The following is a 17,561-nucleotide window of genomic DNA, read 5'->3' on the forward strand; positions in this document are numbered from 1 at the left end:
ATCAGGCCCGCTCGGCCTCTGGCGCCGCGATGCCGCGCTCGAACTCTTCGCGAAAAAATTTGATTGCACTCTGCAACGGCTCCACCGCTCCCGGCGCGTGGGCACAGAAGGTCTTGCCCGGACCCAGTTGACGGGCGATCTGCTCCAGAATCTCGATCTCGCCGGCCTGACCCTCGCCACGCTCGAGGGCAGAGAGGATCTTGACCGTCCAAGGCAGGCCATCGCGACAGGGGCTGCACCAGCCGCAGGATTCGCGGGCGAAGAAGATCTCCAGATTGCGCACCACCGAGACCATGCTCTGCCGATCATCGATCGCCATGATCAGCCCGGTGCCCATGCGGCTACCGGCCTTCATGATGGTGTCGAAATCCATCGCAAGATCGAGGTGACTGGGCAGCAGGAAGTCGGTCGAGGCCCCGCCGGGCAGCCAAGCCTTCAGCGCCAGGCCATCCTGCATGCCACCGGCGTGCTGTTCGAGAATCTCCCGCGCCGTGGTGCCGATCGGCAACTCCCAGACCCCAGTCCGCTTCACCCGGCCAGAAGCGCCATACAACTTGGTACCGCCATCCGGACTCTTGCCCTGCGACAGCCCCTTGAACCAGTCGGCCCCATGCAGCACGATCGGGGCGACATTGTTGAGCGTCTCGCAATTGTTGACCACGGTCGGCTTGCCCCACAAACCGGCGATTTGCGGAAAGGGTGGCTTGGAACGCGGGTTGGCGCGCCGACCCTCAAGCGAGTTGATCAGCGCAGTCTCTTCACCGCAGATGTAACGGCCGGCACCGGTGTGGACGAACAGATCGAAGCTCCAGCCGGAGCCGAGAATGTTCTGGCCGAGATATCCAGCCTCGATGGCCTGGGCAATTGCCCGGTTGAGCCGCTCGGCGGCCAGCACATACTCGCCGCGCAGAAAGATGTAACCACGTGATGCCTGGATCGCATAGGCGGCAACGATCATCCCCTCGATCAGCTGATGAGGCAGTTTCTCCATCAACAGCCGGTCCTTGAAGGTGCCGGGTTCCATCTCATCGGCATTGCAGACCAGATATTTCTGTGCCGGCGCATCGGCGCCCATCGGCACCAGCCCCCATTTGATGCCGGCGGGAAAGCCCGCGCCACCCCGACCGCGCAGGTTGGCATCCTTCACCACCTGGGCCACCTCGGCAGGCGTCATCGCCGGCACCGCCTTGCGCAGGGCGGCATAGCCAGCGAGCGCCTCATACGCCTTGAGGTCGACCACCGGTTCACCGCTCTCCAGCCGATAGGTGAGCGGATGGGTCTCGGCACTGCGCGCCATCGCACCGCTCACGGGTAACCCTCCAACAGTGCGGCCACCTGCCCGGGCGCGACCGGACCATGCAGGTCATCATCGATCATCAGCGTCGGCCCCTTGTCGCAGTTGCCCAGACAGCAGATCGGCAGCAGGGTGAAGCGGTCGTCGGCCGTGGTCTGGCCGAAATCGATGCCCAGATGGGCGGTCAGCGCCGCCTTGAGCTCGTCATAGCCGGTCAGAAAACAGGCGATGCTGTCGCACAGCTTGATCACATGCCGCCCCACCGGCTGGCGGAAGATCAGATTGTAGAAGGTCGCGACCCCCTCGACATCGCTGGCCGGGATGCCGATCAGGTTACCGATGGCGGCAATGGCGCCATCGGGCACCCAGCCGCGCGCCTGCTGAACGATCTTGAGCGCACCGATCGATGCGGCGCGCGGATCTTCATAGTGCGACATCTCATGCTCGATCGCTGCCCGCTCGGCTGCGCTGAGCTCGAAGCCTCCGGGATGGCGCTCGCTGGTCAGGCGCTGCGCCGAAGTTGAGTTGGGGTTATCGGTCGACATCGGCCATCACGAAATCAATGCTTGCCAGGTAGGCGATCAGGTCGGGGATCATGCTGCCGCGGATCACCGACGGAATTTGTTGCAGGTGCGGGAAACTGGGCGTGCGAATCCGCGTGCGGTAGCTCATGGTGCCCCCGTCACTGGTCAGGTAGTAGCTGTTGATGCCCTTGGTCGCCTCGATCAGCTGACTCGACTCGCCGGCAGGCATCACCGGCCCCCAGGAGACCGACAGAAAGTGGGTGATCAGCGTCTCGATGTCCTGGAGCGTGCGCTCCTTGGGCGGCGGACAGGTCAGCGGATGGTCGGCCTTGTAGGGGCCGGCCGGCATCTGCTCGAGACACTGCTTGATGATGCGCAGGCTCTGGCGCATCTCTTCGAGTCGCACCATCGCCCGGTCATAGGCATCGCCATTGGCCGCCACCGGCACCTCGAATTCGAAATTCTCATAGCCCGAATAGGGGCGAGCCTTGCGCAGGTCATAGCCAAGGCCGGTGGCACGCAGGCCAGCCCCGGTCACCCCCCAGGCCAGCGCCGCAGCGGTGTCATACTGCGCCACACCGATGGTGCGCGCACGCAGAATGCCGTTGCGCATCGCCGCCTTCTCATATTCGTCGAGCCGCTTCGGCAGCCAGTTGACGAATTCCCGCACCAAACGCTCCCAGCCGGTCGGCAGGTCATGGGCCACGCCACCGATGCGGTACCAGGCCGGATGCATGCGCCCGCCGGTGATCGCCTCGATGACGTCATAGGCCTTCATGCGGTCGGTGAACATAAAGAAGATCGGCGTCATGCCGCCGACATCCTGGATATAGGTGCCCAGGAACAGCAGATGGCTGGTGATGCGGAAGAACTCCGCCATCATCACCCGGATGGTCTTGACCCGATCCGGCACCTCGATGCCGGCCAGCTTCTCGACCGCCAGCACATAGGGCAGGTTGTTCATCACCCCGCCCAGATAGTCGATGCGGTCGGTGTAGGGAATGTAGCTGTGCCAGCTCTGCCGCTCGGCCATCTTCTCGGCGCCACGGTGGTGGTAGCCGATGTCCGGCACGCAGTCGAGGATCTCCTCGCCATCGAGCTGCAACACGATGCGGAAAGCACCATGGGCCGAGGGGTGGTTGGGGCCCAGGTTGAGGAACATGAAGTCGGCATCACTCGAATGGCGCTTCATCCCCCACTCTTCAGGGACGAAACGCAGCGACTCCTGCTCCAGATCCTGCTTGGCCGCATCGAGCATGAAGGGATCGAACTCGGTGGCGCGGGCCGGATAGTCCTTGCGCAGCGGATGGCCGCTCCAGGTCCGCGGCAGCATGATCCGCTCGAGATGGGGATGGCCATCGAACTCGATGCCGAACAGATCCCACACCTCACGCTCATACCAGTTGGCATTGGGCCAGATCGACACGGTGCTCGGCAGACGCAGATCATCCTGCGACAGCGCCACCTTGATGCGCAGATCGCTGTTGCGCTCGATCGACAGCAGATGATAGAAAACCGAAAAATCGGCCTTCGGCAGCCCGGGCCGCTGCGTGCGCAGCCGCTCGTCGACCGCACTCAGGTCATACAGCATCACGTAGGGTTGTGGCAGCTGCCGCAAATGGCGCAACAGGTCGAGCAGCCGCTCGCGCGGCACCCACAGCGTGGGGAGTTCATCGAGGGTGGGCTGAAAAACCAGCTCGACATCGGCAAAGCGTGCGCGCAGCGCACGCACCACCTGATGCTGGTCCCCGGATGCCATCTGTGCGGCGAGCGCTGGGTCGCTCATCGAGAGCTCACTTGGTAGCTGTTCCTGAAGAAAACGTGCACCGGACTACACCTGGTCTGGCGTGCGCAGCGTGGTCATGCTCATGCGCTCCTCACGGCGCAACTCGCGCTGCGAGGGCGCTTCTGCCCGATAGACGCCCTGCTCGCCCACCACCCAGGAGAGCGGCCGGCGCTCCCGGCCGATCGACTCCTGCAGCAGCATCAACCCCTGCAGAAAGGCCTCGGGACGCGGCGGACAACCCGGAATGTAGACATCGACCGGCAAAAATTTATCCACGCCCTGCACCACCGAGTAGATGTCGTACATGCCGCCCGAATTGGCACAGGAGCCCATCGAGATCACCCACTTCGGCTCCAGCATCTGCTCATAGAGCCGCTGCACCACTGGCGCCATCTTGATGAAGCAGGTGCCGGCAATCACCATGAAATCGGCCTGCCGTGGCGAGGCGCGAATCACCTCTGCGCCAAAACGGGCCACGTCATGCGGCGCCGTGAACGAGGTCGCCATCTCCACATAGCAGCAGGAGAGGCCGAAGTTGTAGGGCCACAGGGAGTGCTTGCGCCCCCAGTTGACGGCATTGTGCAGCACCTGCTCGAGCTTGCCCAGGTAGATGCTTTTGTGCACATGCTGCTCGAGCGGGTCGGCCACCGGAATGCGCTGCTCCAGCGGATAGCGCTGCTGCTCTTCATCAACCCGCGTCAGCGTGTAGTCCATCGCTATTTCTCACCCCTGGGTTGCGCTCTTTGACCGCGCCCCTGCGGGGCCCAGTCCAGCGCGCCGATGCGCCACAGATAGACCAGACCCACCAGCAGCACGAAGATGAAGATGGTGGCCTCGACGAAGCCCGCCCAGCCGCTCTCGCGCAGCGAAATGGCCCAGGCATAGAGAAACAGCGCTTCGACATCGAAGATGACGAAGAACATCGCCACCAGATAGAACTTGGCCGAGAAGCGCAAACGGGCGCCACCGACCGACACCACACCCGACTCGAAGGCCTCGCTCTTCGCTCGCCCCCAGGCGCGGCCGCCCAGCAGCCAGGAGAGCAGCAGCATCAGCGCACAGACCCCGGCGATCGCAAACAGATAGATGCCGAATGACCAGTTGTGCGCCAGCAGTTGGGTGGATGCGGACATGAGAATCCTTGTTGTGCGACCGCCCTGACCACGCGACAGGGCGGGAGTTTTTCTTGTTCGTCGCGACCCGGAGGTCGGGAAGCCGCCGCGGCATCCATCTCGGCCGGGGCCAGCACGGCCCGCTCCATTGGCTGTACATTCTACCCAGTCGACACCCCCTTTTCCAAGCCCTGCCCAACCTTGGGGCATCCCATGCCGCGCATGGCCCAAGCGTCCGGGCCGGCAGCGCAGCCCGGCGATGGAGGCATCTTTGCTACAATCGCCCGATGAACAGCTCCACGCCCATCGACCAGCTCAATCCCGCCCAGCGCGACGCAGTGCGGGCATCCGCCACCCACCAACTGATACTGGCCGGCGCCGGCAGCGGCAAGACCCAGGTGCTGGTGCACCGCATCGCCTGGCTGATCCAACGGCACCAGGTGCCCCCCCATGCAATCCTGGCGGTCACCTTCACCAACAAGGCGGCGCGGGAGATGCGCGAGCGGATCGAGTCACTGCTCGGCCACGACATCCGCCAGATGTGGGTCGGCACCTTCCATGGCCTGGCCCATCGGCTGCTGCGCCTGCACTGGCACGATGCCGGCCTCGCCGAGGATTTCCAGATTCTCGACAGCGATGACCAGCAGCGGCTGATCAAACGCACGCTGCGCGAGTTGGGCCTGAACGAGGAGCAGTGGCCGGCCCGGCAGGCGCAGTGGTTCATCAATGCGCAGAAGGATGAGGGCATCCGACCAAACCGGATCGAGCCGCAGGGCGACCGGCAACTGGCCACGCTGGTCGAGATTTACCAGGCCTACGAAGCCGCCTGCCAGCGCGCCAACGTGATCGATTTCGCCGAGCTGCTGCTGCGCGCCCATGAGCTGTGGCTCAACCACCCCGAACTGCTGCACCACTACCAGAACCGCTTTCGCCATCTGCTGGTGGATGAGTTCCAGGACACCAACAGCATCCAGTATGCCTGGATCCGGCTGCTGGCCGGCGGTGGTGCCCGGGTCACCGCGGTGGGCGACGACGACCAGTCGATCTACGGTTGGCGTGGCGCCCGCATCGAGAACATCCACCGTTTCAGCCGCGACTTCGCCGATGTCCAGACCGTCCGCCTGGAGCAGAACTACCGCTCCACCGCCACCATTCTCGATGCCGCCAATGCGGTGATCGCCCGCAACCGCGAACGGCTGGGCAAGGCACTGTGGACCGACGGCAGCCCGGGCGAGCCGATCGCTCTCTACACCGCCTACAACGAAGAGGATGAGGCGCGCTTCGTCGTCGGCCAGATTCGCCAGCAGCTCGCCCAGGGGCTGGCCTGTCGCGAAATCGCCATTCTCTACCGCTCCAATGCCCAGTCACGGCTGCTCGAAGAGGCACTGCTGCGCGCCGGCATCGCCTACCGCATCCATGGCGGCCAGCGCTTCTACGAACGGCTCGAGATCAAGAATGCGCTGGCCTATCTGCGGCTGATGCTCAACCGCCACGACGACACCTCGCTGGAGCGGGTGCTGACCGCGCCACCGCGCGGCATCGGCGGCAAGACCCTGGAGTTGCTGCGCAGCGAGGCCAGAGGGCAACAGTGGTCGCTGTGGCGCGCCATGCAGCAGATGGTCACCGCCCGCGCGCTGCCGGCCCGCGCCCTCACCGCGCTGGCCGCCTTCACTCAGAACATCGATGAACTCGACCGGGCGACCCGCGATCTGGCGCTGTCGCAACGGGTCGAGCAGGTGATCCAGCGCAGCGGACTGATCGAGTTTCATGCCAGCGAACGGGGTGAAAAGGGGCGCGGTCGGGTCGAGAACCTGCAGGAGCTGGTGAGCGCCAGCGGCCAGTTCAGCGAACTGCTGCGCAGTGAGGATGAGACCCTCCTCGCCACTGCCGCCCACGACGAACTGGCGCTGCTGCTCGACAGCGTCGCGCTCGACGCCGGTGCGGAACAGGGCGGTGAAGTGCTCGACGCGGTGCAGTTGATGACGCTGCACTCGGCCAAGGGGCTGGAGTTTCCGGTGGTCTTCATCGTCGGCATCGAAGAGGGGCTGTTCCCGCACCAGATGTCGCTCGAAGAGCCCGGCCGGCTCGAAGAGGAGCGGCGCCTCTGCTACGTCGGTCTCACCCGCGCCATGCACAAGCTCTACTTGAGCCACACCGAGAGCCGCCGGCTGCATGGCACCCTCTGCCACAACCGCCTGTCGCGCTTCGTGCGCGAGATTCCGCCCCACCTGCTGCAACAGGCCAGCAGCGGCGGCAGCGTCGGCCACGGCCAGATCAGGACCGATGTCGGCGAAGAGCAGGGATTGCAACTCGGCGCGCGGGTGCACCACGGCCGGTTTGGCGATGGCACGGTGATCGACTGCGAGGGATCGGGCAACCAGACCCGGGTGCGGGTCAACTTCGACCGCGAAGGAGAGAAGTGGCTGGTGCTGGCCTATGCGCGGCTGGAGCCGATCTGACCGGCTTCGCCGCAAGAGTGACTCAGTCTAAATCCGCTGACATGGCGCGCCGGGAGGGATTCGAACCCCCGACCCTTTGGTTCGTAGCCAAATACTCTATCCAACTGAGCTACCGGCGCCGACATGACAGGGAGGGCGCATTATAGAAGCGCCGCCCATCACGTCAAGAGTCCGCACTGCTCCGGCAGTTGTGGTTCTCGGAGTGGTTTTTGCTGCGCCGGGGTGTCGAAGCGATCACGCCGAGGCCGTGTGCGTACGCCGTGAAACAGCCGCAGCCGAGTGATCGAACAAAAAACAAAAGGCACCTCCCTGTGCCTTCAGCAATGGCGAACGGCTCAGACGCCCCTGGAGTGGCGGCGCGCCAGCGCGGTGAGTCCGAACAGTCCTGAACCCAGCAGCCAGACCGAGGCCGGCAGCGGCACCGGCGCCGGCGGCAGGGCGCCATCGAGGTTGAGCGCCACCATCTGCTGGCCGATCAGCGCGCCGACATAGTCCATATGCTCTCCTGCTTCCGCCAGATCTTCACAGTTGCCCACTTCGGTGCAGGTGGCCTCGTGGCTTGCATCATAGGTGCCGGCGAACTTGTAAAAGCGGTAGGTGCGCAGCACCTGCTCCATGCCATCGCCCACCTCCTGCTCGCCGCTGTCGAGCAGGTTGGCAGGGTCGTCTCCCGGCTTGCGCTGGAACAGCTTCCACTCGATTTCGACGCCATCGCCCTCATCGGCCACGACGCCGCCATTGTCGGCCATCAGATCATCGAGTTCGACCTCGCCCTCTTGATCATTGTCGACCTCGCGCTTGAACACCTGCACCCAGATCGCGTCGGAACGGCCATTGGCCTTGATCACTTCCGGCGCCTCGACTTCGGCGCGAACGATGGCGGGCTGCGGCGGGTTGCCGTTCTGCGCCGGCACCGCAGGCTGCACCACCGTCATCACCGGTGCCAGCAGATTGACCTGGGTCGAACGGTTGCCATTCTCGTCGAGCCAGAAGTAGCGGGTGGCGGTGGGCGCGCCATTGAGCGACACACCGAAGTGTTCACAGCCAGCGATGGTGATGCAGGCATGGCCATTGGTGGCGACGACGTTGCCGCTGAACGGGGCGGTCTGCCCACCCGCCTTGCTGTAGCGGATGAGCACATTGGTGCCACTCTGGCTCACCTGACCGCTGCCATAGTGCCAGTTGGGGTAGGTGTAGTAGTTGCCGTTGTAGCCGGCAAGCTGCGACAGCGAGAAATCCTCGAGTTCGATCTCGAAGCCGTGGTAGGGTGTGGTCGAATCATTGTAGACATCGAAGTTGCTGAGCGTGCCATAGACGGCACTGGCTTGAGCAAGCTGCGGCAGGCCGATGCAGAGCAGGGCCGCCGCCGCGATGCGGGCGTGGGTCGGAAGTTTCATGGTTCGCCATCCTGTCGTTGCCGACAATGTTTGAGGGAGAGACTCGGGTTGCAGAACCGTCGATTCTGTGGCGCCATAATACCAAAAAAAAAGTGGATTTTGACGCTTTATCATCCTTGCCTCCTGCCACCGCACCCTTTTCTTGATCGTGGTCAACCGCCACAATGCCGGGCGAACCAGCAGATTTTTCATCTCTTTCAGGTCACTCCAATGGCAGGCCACCCCGGCAACGACGATCCTTTTCTGGCGCGCGAGCAGCAGAAGTACAGCCATCCGATCGTCAGCCGTGAATTCATCCTCAAGTGGCTGAGCGAACGCAAGGGGCCGGCCAGCCACGCCCGGCTCTGCGAAGAGCTGGGCATCGCCTCGGCCGATGATGTCGAGGCCTTGCGGCGGCGGCTGATCGCGATGGAGCGCGATGGGCAACTGATCCGCAACCGCCGTGACGCCTACCTGCCGGTCGACAAGATGGATTCGATCGCCGCCCGCGTGCAGGGCCACAAGGATGGCTTCGGCTTTGCGGTGCCGGGCGATGGCTCAGCCGACCTCTACCTCGGCGCACGCGAGATGCGCAAGGTGTTCGACGGCGACCTGGTGCTGGTGCGCAAGGTGGGCGAAGACCGTCGCGGCCGTCCCGAGGGGGTGATCGTCGAGGTGGTCGAGCACCGCACCTGGGCGTTGGTCGGCCGCTATTTCGAGGAGCGCGGCGTCGCCTTCGTGCGGGCGGAGAATCGCCGCATCCAGCATGAGATTCTGATCCCCCCTGGCGAAGCCGGTCATGCGCGCCATGGCAACTATGTGATGATCGAGCTGATCCAGCAGCCCGGTCCACGGCAGCTGCCACAGGGGCGGGTGGTCGAACTGCTGGGCGAATATCTGGCGCCGGGGCTGGAGATCGAGATCGCGCTGCGCAGCCACCAGTTGCCGCACCGCTGGAGCGAAGAGGTCGAGCGCGAAGCGGCGCGGCTCGGCGATTCGATCGCGGCCGATGAGCTGACGCGCCGGGTCGATCTGCGCAGCTTGCCGTTCGTCACCATCGATGGCGAGGATGCCCGCGACTTCGACGATGCCGTGCTCTGCGAGCGCCAGGCCCACGGCGGTTTTCTGCTGCGGGTCGCGATTGCCGATGTCGCGCACTATGTGCCGCCCGGCAGCGCGCTCGATGCCGCCGCCCACGAGCGCGGCACCTCGGTCTACTTTCCCTCCCAGGTGGTGCCGATGCTGCCGGAGGCGCTCTCCAACGGCCTCTGCTCGCTGAAGCCCAGGGTCGACCGTCTGGTGCTGGTCTGCGAGATGGTGATCGACCGCAAGGGGCAGATCGATGATTTCTGTTTTTATGAAGGAATCATCCACTCCCATGCCCGCCTCACCTACAGCGAAGTGGCCGAGTTGCTGGCCGCACCGGCAGAGGCGCCACTGCGCCAGCAGTCGCCACACCGCCCGCTGCTGCCGCAACTGGAGAACCTCCATGCGCTCTACCGGGTGCTGCATCAGGCGCGCCGGGCGCGTGGTGCCATCGATTTCGACACCCTCGAAACCCGCATCCTGTTCGATGCCGAGCGCAAGATCGAGCGCATCGTGCCAGTGGTGCGCAACGACGCCCATCGGCTGATCGAAGAGGCGATGCTGGCCGCCAACGTCTGCGCCGCCCGCCTGCTGCTGCACCACAAGGTTCCGGCGCTGTTTCGCGTCCACGAGGTGCCGGACGAAACCAAGCTGACCCGGCTGCACGCCTACCTGGCCGAACTGGGCCTGAGCCTCTCCGGCGGCAAAAAGCCGTCACCGAAGCAGATGCAGAAGCTGCTCGACACCATCGCCGCGCGGCCCGATGCCCACCACATCCAGATGGTGATGCTGCGCTCGATGCGGCAGGCGCTCTACCAGCCGGAAAACCTCGGTCACTTCGGCCTCGGCTACGAGGCCTACACCCACTTCACCTCGCCGATTCGCCGCTACCCCGATCTGCTGGTGCACCGCGCCATCCGTGCCACGCTGCGCAGCCGCAAGCCGGCCCAGCACCTGCGGCGGGTCAAGGGCGCCGGCGTGCTCAGAAAGCAGCAGGTCTACCCTTACGATCCGCAGGGGCTGGCGCTGATCGGCCAGCACTGCTCCCAGACCGAACGCCGCGCCGACGCCGCCACCCGCGACGTGGTCGACTGGCTGAAGTGCGAATACCTGCGCGCGCATGTCGGCAGCGAATTCGACGGCCTGATCACCAGCGTGGTGGCCTTTGGCCTCTTCGTCGAACTGCGCGACATCTTCGTCGAGGGGCTGGTGCACATCACCGCACTGCCCAACGACTACTACCACTTCGAGGAGAGCAAGCATCGCCTGGTCGGCGAGCGCGGCCGCGCGGTCTACCGCCTCGGCGACCCGCTGCGGGTCAAGGTGGTCAGGGTCGACCTCGATGAGCGCACCATCGACTTCGAACCGGTGCTGCAACGCCCCGCCGCCACGCCTGGTTCCGGCAAGGGCGGCAAGAAGAACAAGGCCACTCAGGACGGCACCGGCGGCGGCAAGCGTCGTCGGCGCAAATCGGGCTGAGCGAACGCCCCACCCTGCATGAGTTCACCGCCGATGAGCCAGACCGTCTATGGCGTCCATGCCGTCACTGCACTGCTGCACAGTGATCCCACCCGCATCAGCCGGGTGCTGCTGCAGCAGGGCCGCGAAGAGAAGCTGCAGGCCCTGATCAAGCAGCTCAGGGCGCAGGGCATTGCCATCGAACAGCGCTCACGCCGCGAACTCGACCAACTGGCGCCCGGCGTCCATCAGGGGGTGGTGGCGCTGGTCGAGACCAGTGTCGAGGCCGGCGAAAATGAGCTGTTCGCCCTGCTCGATGGCCTGCAACGACCGGCCTTCCTGCTGGTGCTCGATGGCATCACCGATCCGCACAACCTCGGCGCCTGCCTGCGCACGGCCAATGCCGCCGGTGCCGATGGCATCGTGCTGCCCAAGGACCGCTCGGCACCACTGAATGCCGTGGCACGCAAGGCCGCCTCCGGCGCGGCCGAACTGACCCCCTGCTTTCGGGTCACCAATCTGGCACGCACGCTGGGGGCGCTCAAGGCACAGGGCCTCTGGCTGGTGGCCGCCACCGCCGATGGCCCCGGCACGCTGTTTCAGGCCGATTTCAAGGGTCCGATCGCACTGGTGATGGGCGCCGAGGGCCATGGCCTGCGACGGCTGACCCGCGAGCAGTGCGACTTTGAGGTGGCGATTCCGATGAAGGGCGCGGTGGCCAGCCTCAATGTCTCGGTGGCCAGCGCACTGCTGCTGTACGAGGTGATGCGTCAGCGCGACAGCGGATGACCCACCTCACGCGGCGGGCCCGTCACCGTTCTCCAGCAACCGGCTGGCCAGCGACAGCGCGCGCAGTTGCGGATTTTTCTTCTGTTGATGGCCGGCCATGCGGGTGTGGATATCGACCAGCACCGACAGCGCACGCAGCAGATGTGGGCCCTTGTTGAGCATCACGCAGTCGGCGCGGGCCGAGGCCGCGGCATCGGTCAGCTCCGGCCGTGACAGGCTGCCGTCATGGGTCAGGCTCTCCAGCACCTGGGTGGCCCAGATCACCGGCACATGGGCCGCCTCGCAGAGCCACAGCATCTCTTCCTGCAACTCCGCCATTCGCTCGCCGCCGATCTCCACCATCAGGTCGCCACGGGCGATCATCACCCCAAAGGGGTGGCGATCGACCATCGCCAGCAGCATCTCGGGCAGGTTGCCGACACCGGCGGCGGTCTCGATCTTGGCAATGATCGGCAGCAGCGGCGCGCCACGCTCGGCCAGCGCCGTGCGCAGCGCTTCCAGATCGGCGCGCGACTGCGCGAACGACAGCCCGATCAGATCGGCATGGTGGATGGCAAAGTCGAGGTCACGGCGATCCTTGTCACTGAGCGCCGGCAACCGCAAGGCCGAATCGGGAAAGTTCAGCCCCTGGTCGGCGCGCAGACGACGCCCCTTCGGCCCTGCCGCGGTGATGCGCAGCAACGCGCCCTCGGCATCGATTCGTTCGACCAGGGCACCGATCTTGCCGTCATCGATCCAGACCGCCATGCCCGCGGTCAACTGATCCAGCACGGCAGGCTCACCACAGCCGATGCGTGCCGGGGTGCCATCGGGCTGTGCCGCAACACCAGGACGCGCTGCCCGATCGAGCAGCAACGAATCGCCTTCGAACAGGCGAATCTCGACCGGCGGCATCTGCATGGCGGCCCGTGCCTGCCTCCGCTGTCCGCCAAGGGTGATGCAGAACTCGGTCTGCGCGTCGATCTGCGCGGCGCGCTCGCACAGCGCGCGGCAACGTCCGTCCGGCTCCCTGCCCTCGATCAGCAATTCGCGTTTCTTTGCCCGTCGATCGCGCAGCGTGATGACATCTCCAGGCGCCAGTGCCGCGATCAATTCCGCCGGGAACCCGAGCAGACCGGCTTCGGTTGGCACCCCCGACACCAGCATCACCACACCCTTCAACCGCATGCAATCGGCCAATGCCACCGGCCCGGTACGCAATTTTGGACCGGCCAGATCCATCAGAATCCGGCATTCGCGGCCCGCAGCCAGCGCCGCGGCGCGCAGGTTGCGCACCATCGCCTCCCAGATTCCGGCATCATCATGGGCGCAGTTGATCCGCGCGCAGTCCATGCCGGCGGCGACCAGTTGCATGGCCAGGCCGGGGTCGCTGGCCACTGCCCGCGGCATGGTCACCATGATGTGGCTGGGGCGGTCGCTCGGCAACGGGCCGAACAGACGTATGCGGTTGGCAGACAACAACTGTCTGCCCATGTCGAATGTCACCGGTGCGGCGGGCTCGATCGGTTCCGACCGGCCCAGCACGGCAGCGATCAGCGCCAGCAGACAGTCGAGAGTCGCCATGACGTGGGCTTCGCTGCGCCCCAGCGACGAGAGTGCACACTGCCCAAGCAGCGCCTGCAGCGGCCGCAGGTCGTGACTGCGCAGCGCCAGATAATGGGCAAAGTTTCTCAGGCTGGGGGTGTCGTCGTCGCCACGGGAGGCGCTCTGGAGCCGAGCGGCGTCACCGATCACCGCTTGGCGCAACTGTTCGAGCTGATTGCCGATCTCGGCAAGCAGATGACGGTCTGGAAGGGTTTCTGGATTCCGCAGAGTTGACATTGCGATGACTGACGCTCGTGTTCATGACAGCACGGTCACAGCGTGACCGCACCGCATGACATTCATGTTTCAGTCCGGACGCTGCCCATCAAGGCCCAGATGCCGCTCCATGGGCAGCCGGCCCGCAGGACAATGACACAGCCCAGTTCGTGTCCGCAGGCAGCTGATGCGGCAAAATCAGCGTGACTGACTCTTCAGCAGATCACGAATCTCGCTCAGCAACTTCTCTTCGTTGGAGGGCGCGGTTGGCTTCTGTTGCTGCAACTGGTTGATCGCCTTGACGCCGACGAAGACCGCAGCGGCGATGATGATGAAGTCGATCACGGTCTGGATGAACTTGCCATAGCTGATCACCACCGCCGGCGCACCCTCGGCCGCCGCCTTCAGGGTGATCGCCAGATCGCTGAAGTCGACCCCACCCAGCAGCAGACCGATCGGCGGCATGATCAGATCGCCCACCAGTGACGAGACGATCTTGCCGAAGGCGGCCCCGATGATGATCCCCACCGCCATGTCGATGACATTGCCGCGGATTGCGAACTCCTTGAACTCCTTGATGAGGCTCATGAATGCTCCCGTCAGTTAAATGGAGCGGGAATTCGAGCACATTGCAATTTCAAGATCAATCAATTGGGCGGTGAAGGTGTCTGCCGCTCGATCAATGCTCTTTTCAGACACAGACAGCACGCTTCACAAGCCAGCGGCAGCTCACTAAACTGCCCGGTCCACCGATCGCCCGATGCGCGCTGTTCCGTGCCGGAACCCGTTGCCGATCGAACCCAACGAGCCACCATGACCACGACTCTGGACAAAAGCTATCAGCCGGCACAACTGGAGCAGCAGTGGTACGCCCGCTGGGAGGCGGGCGACCATTTCCGCCCCGATCCGGCGCAGAGCGGCGAGCCGCCCTACTGCATCATGATCCCGCCGCCCAACGTCACCGGCACGCTGCACATGGGCCACGCCTTCCAGGACACGCTGATGGACGTGCTGACGCGTTACCACCGCATGCGCGGCGCGCCGACACTGTGGCAGCCGGGCACCGACCACGCCGGCATCGCGACGCAAATGGTGGTCGAACGTCAGCTCGCCGCCCAGGGCCTGTCGCGCCACGACCTCGGCCGTGAGGCTTTTCTGGAGCGGGTCTGGCAGTGGAAAGCCGAGTCGGGCAACACCATCTCGCGGCAGTTGCGCCGCATGGGCGCCTCGGCCGATTGGTCGCGCGAGCGCTTCACCATGGACGCGGGGCTGTCGGCGGCGGTGACCGAGGTGTTCGTGCGCCTGTACGAAGAGGGGCTGATCTATCGCGGCCAGCGACTGGTGAACTGGGATCCGGTGCTGCACACCGCCATCTCGGATCTGGAGGTGGTGAGCGAGGAGGAAGAGGGCTCGCTGTGGCACATCCGCTACCCGATCGCCGATGCCGCCGGCCAGCCGACGCCGGAATGGCTGATCGTCGCCACCACCCGCCCGGAGACCCTGCTCGGCGACACCGCCGTCGCGGTGCATCCAGAAGATGAACGCTACCGCCACCTGATCGGCCAGCAGGTGCTGCTGCCGCTGACCGGCCGGCTGATCCCGATCATCGCCGATGAGTACGTCGACCCGGCCTTCGGCACCGGTTGCGTCAAGATCACCCCGGCGCACGACTTCAACGACCACGCCGTCGGCAGCCGGCACAACCTGCCGCTGATCAACATCTTCACCATCGATGCCCGCATCAACGACGCAGCGCCGGCCGCCTATCAGGGCCTCGACCGCTTCGAGGCCCGCGCCCGCATCGTCGCAGACCTCGAGGCCGAAGGGCTGCTGGAAGCGGTCAAGCCGCACCGGCTGATGGTGCCGCGCGGCGATCGCACCGGCGCCGTGATCGAGCCCTATCTGACCGACCAGTGGTACGTGGATCTCACCCGCGACACCCAGCCTGACGGCCGCCCCGGCGGACGCGCCGCCATCACGCGCCCGGCGATCGCGGCCGTTGCAGAAGGTCGCATCCGCTTCGTGCCCGAGAACTGGGCCAGGACCTACTTCCAGTGGCTGGAGAACATCCAGGACTGGTGCATCAGCCGGCAGATCTGGTGGGGCCACCGCATCCCGGCCTGGTATGACGAGAGCGGCGCGGTCTATGTCGGCCATTCGGAAGCCGAGGTGCGCGCCCGCCACGGCATCGCGCCCGAGCAGGTGCTGCGCCAGGACGAGGATGTACTCGACACCTGGTTCTCCTCGGCGCTGTGGCCCTTCTCGACGCTGGGCTGGCCCGAACAGACGCCGGAGCTCGGCACCTTCTATCCCACCTCGGTGCTGGTGACCGGCTTCGACATCATCTTCTTCTGGGTCGCCCGCATGATCATGATGGGGCTCAAATTCACTGGCGAGGTGCCGTTCCGCGAGGTCTACATCCACGGCCTGGTGCGCGACGCCGAAGGCCAGAAGATGTCCAAGTCCAAGGGCAACGTGCTCGACCCGATCGATCTCATCGACGGCATCACCCTGCCGGAGCTCATCGCCAAGCGCACCAGCGGCCTGATGCAGCCGCAGATGGCCCAGAAGATCGAACAGGCGACGCGACGCCAGTTTCCCGATGGAATTCCAGCGTTCGGCACCGACGCCCTGCGCTACACCTTCTGCTCGCTCGCCTCCACCGGCCGCGACATCAAGTTCGACCTCGGCCGCATCGAAGGCTACCGCAACTTCTGCAACAAGCTGTGGAATGCCGCCCGCTTCGTGCTGATGAACTGCGAGGGACAGGACACCGGACTCAATGATGCACCGGTCAGCCTCGGCTTGGCCGAGCGCTGGATCATCTCACGGCTGCAGCGCACTGAGGCCACGGTGCGCGAGCAGCTCGACGGCTACCGCTTCGATCTGGCGGCGAGCGCCGCCTATGAATTCGTCTGGGGCGAGTACTGCGACTGGTATCTGGAACTGGCCAAGACCACGCTGCAGGATGCCGGGGCCGATGCGGCCGTGCTGCGCGGCACCCGCCGCACGCTGGTGCGGGTGCTGGAAACCGCGCTGCGGCTGCTGCACCCCTTCATGCCCTTCATCACCGAAGCGCTGTGGCAGAGCGTCGCGCCGCTGGCCGGCCGCAGCGGGGCGACCGTCATGACGGCCCCTTATCCCGCGCCCGATGCAGCGCGCATCGACGCGGTCGCCGAGGCGGACATGGCGTGGCTGCAAGCGGTGGTGATGGCGGTGCGCAACATCCGTGGCGAGATGAACATCCCGCCCGGCAAACGGCTGCCGATCCTGCTGAACCGGGGCTCGACACAGGACCGGCAACGGCTGGAGAGCGCCAGAGCCGCCATCGAGGCCCTGGTGCGGGCCGAGTCGATCTTCTGGCTGCCGCCCTCGCTCACCGCACCGCCCAGCGCCATCCAACTGGTCGGCGAACTGGAGATTCTGGTGCCGATGGCCGATCTGATCGATGTGGCCGCCGAACGGGCCCGACTGGAGCGTGAGCTGGAGAAGATCGACCATGAACTGGGACGCATCGCCACCAAACTCGACAACGCCGATTTCGTCGCCCGTGCACCGGAAGCGGTGGTGACCCGGGAGCGGGACCGCCGGACAGAACTGCTCGCTGCCCGCGAGAAACTGCAGGCGCAGCATGCACAGGTGAGCGCACTCGGAGCGGCGGGTTGAACGATGCCCTTTCGTGACACCACCGTTTTTTCTTAGAATGAGACGGGAAGAACCTTCTGCGTGGCGCCCTGCGCGCTTCAGTCAGAATGTTCAACCTTTTGATTCTGAACTTTTTATTTTTCACCCACACCAAACCATCGAAAATCGAGATTCGCATGACAGCTTTCAAGAATGTGGCCCGGGCCTCGGCCCTCTCCCTGTTGGCCAGTGT

The 17,561-nt window shown here is 65.1% G+C and carries 12 protein-coding genes and 1 tRNA gene; 4 read left to right on the forward strand and 9 right to left on the reverse strand.

The genetic code is table 11. The features are described 5' to 3' along the window. Nucleotide 1 precedes the first annotated feature (1 nt). From nuoF to H7A13_04405, 5 genes are read right to left on the reverse strand one after another with little or no spacing between them, the layout of a single operon-like run. Complete coding sequence (nuoF, locus tag H7A13_04385) at nucleotides 2–1,297, reverse strand: NADH-quinone oxidoreductase subunit NuoF (protein ID MCP5332578.1); 1,296 nt, start codon at nucleotides 1,295–1,297, stop codon at nucleotides 2–4. Nucleotides 1,298–1,305: 8 nt separating this feature from the next. Continuing rightward, the gene (gene nuoE, locus H7A13_04390) at nucleotides 1,306–1,839 is read right to left on the reverse strand and encodes an NADH-quinone oxidoreductase subunit NuoE (protein ID MCP5332579.1); all 534 of its coding nucleotides are present in this window, start codon (nucleotides 1,837–1,839) and stop codon (nucleotides 1,306–1,308) included. Next, nucleotides 1,826–3,604, reverse strand: a complete 1,779-nt coding sequence (gene nuoC / locus H7A13_04395; protein MCP5332580.1) for an NADH-quinone oxidoreductase subunit C/D — start codon at nucleotides 3,602–3,604, stop codon at nucleotides 1,826–1,828. Before nuoC ends, nuoE begins: the two co-directional genes overlap by 14 nt. A gap of 45 nt (nucleotides 3,605–3,649) precedes the next feature. After that, nucleotides 3,650–4,318, reverse strand: coding sequence for an NADH-quinone oxidoreductase subunit B (locus H7A13_04400; GenBank protein ID MCP5332581.1), 669 nt, complete (start codon nucleotides 4,316–4,318; stop codon nucleotides 3,650–3,652). Nucleotides 4,319–4,320: 2 nt separating this feature from the next. Beyond that, a complete protein-coding gene (locus tag H7A13_04405) occupies nucleotides 4,321–4,737 on the reverse strand; it encodes an NADH-quinone oxidoreductase subunit A (GenBank protein ID MCP5332582.1) in 417 nt (138 codons plus the stop codon). 266 nt (nucleotides 4,738–5,003) lie between these two features. Between H7A13_04405 and uvrD the strand changes: the two genes are divergently transcribed. Then, nucleotides 5,004–7,175: a DNA helicase II gene (gene uvrD / locus H7A13_04410; GenBank protein MCP5332583.1), complete on the forward strand. Its 2,172-nt coding sequence runs from the start codon at nucleotides 5,004–5,006 to the stop codon at nucleotides 7,173–7,175. A 42-nt stretch (nucleotides 7,176–7,217) separates the two neighbouring features. On the opposite strand, the gene H7A13_04415 is transcribed toward uvrD, so the two are convergent. Continuing rightward, a tRNA-Arg gene (locus tag H7A13_04415) sits at nucleotides 7,218–7,294 on the reverse strand. 216 nt (nucleotides 7,295–7,510) lie between these two features. Then, a complete protein-coding gene (locus H7A13_04420) occupies nucleotides 7,511–8,572 on the reverse strand; it encodes a VPLPA-CTERM sorting domain-containing protein (GenBank protein ID MCP5332584.1) in 1,062 nt (353 codons plus the stop codon). A gap of 210 nt (nucleotides 8,573–8,782) precedes the next feature. On the opposite strand from H7A13_04420, the gene rnr reads away from it, so the two are divergent. Both rnr and rlmB read left to right on the forward strand, forming a co-directional pair. Further along, nucleotides 8,783–11,116: a ribonuclease R gene (rnr, locus tag H7A13_04425; GenBank protein ID MCP5332585.1), complete on the forward strand. Its 2,334-nt coding sequence runs from the start codon at nucleotides 8,783–8,785 to the stop codon at nucleotides 11,114–11,116. A gap of 33 nt (nucleotides 11,117–11,149) precedes the next feature. Then, complete coding sequence (gene rlmB, locus H7A13_04430; protein MCP5332586.1) at nucleotides 11,150–11,884, forward strand: 23S rRNA (guanosine(2251)-2'-O)-methyltransferase RlmB; 735 nt, start codon at nucleotides 11,150–11,152, stop codon at nucleotides 11,882–11,884. A 6-nt stretch (nucleotides 11,885–11,890) separates the two neighbouring features. On the opposite strand, the gene H7A13_04435 is transcribed toward rlmB, so the two are convergent. Continuing rightward, complete coding sequence (locus H7A13_04435) at nucleotides 11,891–13,705, reverse strand: pyruvate kinase (GenBank protein ID MCP5332587.1); 1,815 nt, start codon at nucleotides 13,703–13,705, stop codon at nucleotides 11,891–11,893. Between the two features lie 177 nt (nucleotides 13,706–13,882). Then, a complete protein-coding gene (gene mscL, locus H7A13_04440) occupies nucleotides 13,883–14,272 on the reverse strand; it encodes a large-conductance mechanosensitive channel protein MscL (GenBank protein MCP5332588.1) in 390 nt (129 codons plus the stop codon). Between the two features lie 237 nt (nucleotides 14,273–14,509). On the opposite strand from mscL, the gene H7A13_04445 reads away from it, so the two are divergent. Next, complete coding sequence (locus H7A13_04445) at nucleotides 14,510–17,350, forward strand: valine--tRNA ligase (GenBank protein ID MCP5332589.1); 2,841 nt, start codon at nucleotides 14,510–14,512, stop codon at nucleotides 17,348–17,350. Nucleotides 17,351–17,561 lie beyond the last annotated feature (211 nt).

The sequence above is a fragment of the Pseudomonadales bacterium genome, assembly GCA_024234215.1.
Classification (GTDB): Bacteria; Pseudomonadota; Gammaproteobacteria; order Pseudomonadales; family UBA5862; genus JACKOQ01.

Excerpts from the sequence above, each read along its gene's own strand:
- nuoF (MCP5332578.1), bottom strand. The coding sequence starts at position 1,297 with ATGGCGCGCAGTGCCGAGACCCATCCGCTCACCTATCGGCTGGAGAGC.
- nuoE (MCP5332579.1), bottom strand. The coding sequence starts at position 1,839 with ATGTCGACCGATAACCCCAACTCAACTTCGGCGCAGCGCCTGACCAGC.
- nuoC (MCP5332580.1), bottom strand. The coding sequence starts at position 3,604 with ATGAGCGACCCAGCGCTCGCCGCACAGATGGCATCCGGGGACCAGCAT.
- H7A13_04400 (MCP5332581.1), bottom strand. The coding sequence starts at position 4,318 with ATGGACTACACGCTGACGCGGGTTGATGAAGAGCAGCAGCGCTATCCG.
- H7A13_04405 (MCP5332582.1), bottom strand. The coding sequence starts at position 4,737 with ATGTCCGCATCCACCCAACTGCTGGCGCACAACTGGTCATTCGGCATC.
- uvrD (MCP5332583.1), top strand. The coding sequence starts at position 5,004 with ATGAACAGCTCCACGCCCATCGACCAGCTCAATCCCGCCCAGCGCGAC.
- H7A13_04420 (MCP5332584.1), bottom strand. The coding sequence starts at position 8,572 with ATGAAACTTCCGACCCACGCCCGCATCGCGGCGGCGGCCCTGCTCTGC.
- rnr (MCP5332585.1), top strand. The coding sequence starts at position 8,783 with ATGGCAGGCCACCCCGGCAACGACGATCCTTTTCTGGCGCGCGAGCAG.
- rlmB (MCP5332586.1), top strand. The coding sequence starts at position 11,150 with ATGAGCCAGACCGTCTATGGCGTCCATGCCGTCACTGCACTGCTGCAC.
- H7A13_04435 (MCP5332587.1), bottom strand. The coding sequence starts at position 13,705 with ATGTCAACTCTGCGGAATCCAGAAACCCTTCCAGACCGTCATCTGCTT.
- mscL (MCP5332588.1), bottom strand. The coding sequence starts at position 14,272 with ATGAGCCTCATCAAGGAGTTCAAGGAGTTCGCAATCCGCGGCAATGTC.